The organism is Mycolicibacterium tusciae, from assembly GCF_002086795.1.
Classification (GTDB): Bacteria; Actinomycetota; Actinomycetes; order Mycobacteriales; family Mycobacteriaceae; genus Mycobacterium; species Mycobacterium tusciae.
The window spans coordinates 1-669 of the sequence record NZ_MVIM01000062.1 but is presented as its reverse complement, the minus strand read 5'-3'; the positions used below and the strand labels follow the sequence as shown (position 1 = coordinate 669).

The window sequence follows — 669 nt, the reverse complement described above, 5'->3', positions numbered from 1 at the left end:
CGGGTGGTGGGTGCCATTCGGCGTCGCCCTGGTCGTTGATGGTGGTGGTCCAGCCGCCGTCTTTGTTGACGAGGCGGTTGTCCGGGCCGCAGGCCAGGGCGAGTTCGTTGACGTTGGTATTGCCGCCGTCGTTCCAGTCTTGTAGGGCGTGGTGCACCTGGGCGCCATAGGCGGGAACGGTGCAGCCCGGTTTGGTGCAGCCACCGTCGCGCGCGATGAGCATGATCCGCTGCGCCGGTGAGGCGGTGCGGCGGGCGCGGAACAGATCCAAGGCTTGTCCGGTGGATTTGTCGAACACCGCCAGCCAGTGGTGGGCGTGACCGGCCATGCGGATCACGTCCTTGATCGGCATGACGGTGCCGCCGCCGGTGGTGCCGACCCCGGCACGGGACTCGAGGTCTTGCAGGGTGGTGCGGATGATGATCGATACCGGCAGTCCGTTGAGCGAACCGAGTTCACCGCTCATCAGGGCGATTCGACCGATGACGACGAGTGCGTCGTGTTGGCGCTGGGCCAGGGTGCGGTGGTCGTTGTCGATCTGAGCTTGCGTCGGTGTTCCTGAGGTGCAGGGTTCGGGATCGTCGGGGTTGCACATTCCAGGCGCGGCGTATTTGGCGAAGATCACCTCCCAGACTGCCCGGGCTTCGGGGGTGAGATTTCCGGTCACCG

1 protein-coding gene is annotated in these 669 nt (G+C 65.9%); it reads right to left on the bottom strand.

The genetic code is table 11. The annotated features are described in order from the left end of the window. The coding region (locus BST47_RS30115; protein ID WP_133056268.1) for an HNH endonuclease signature motif containing protein at positions 1-669 on the bottom strand (669 nt) is incomplete at both ends.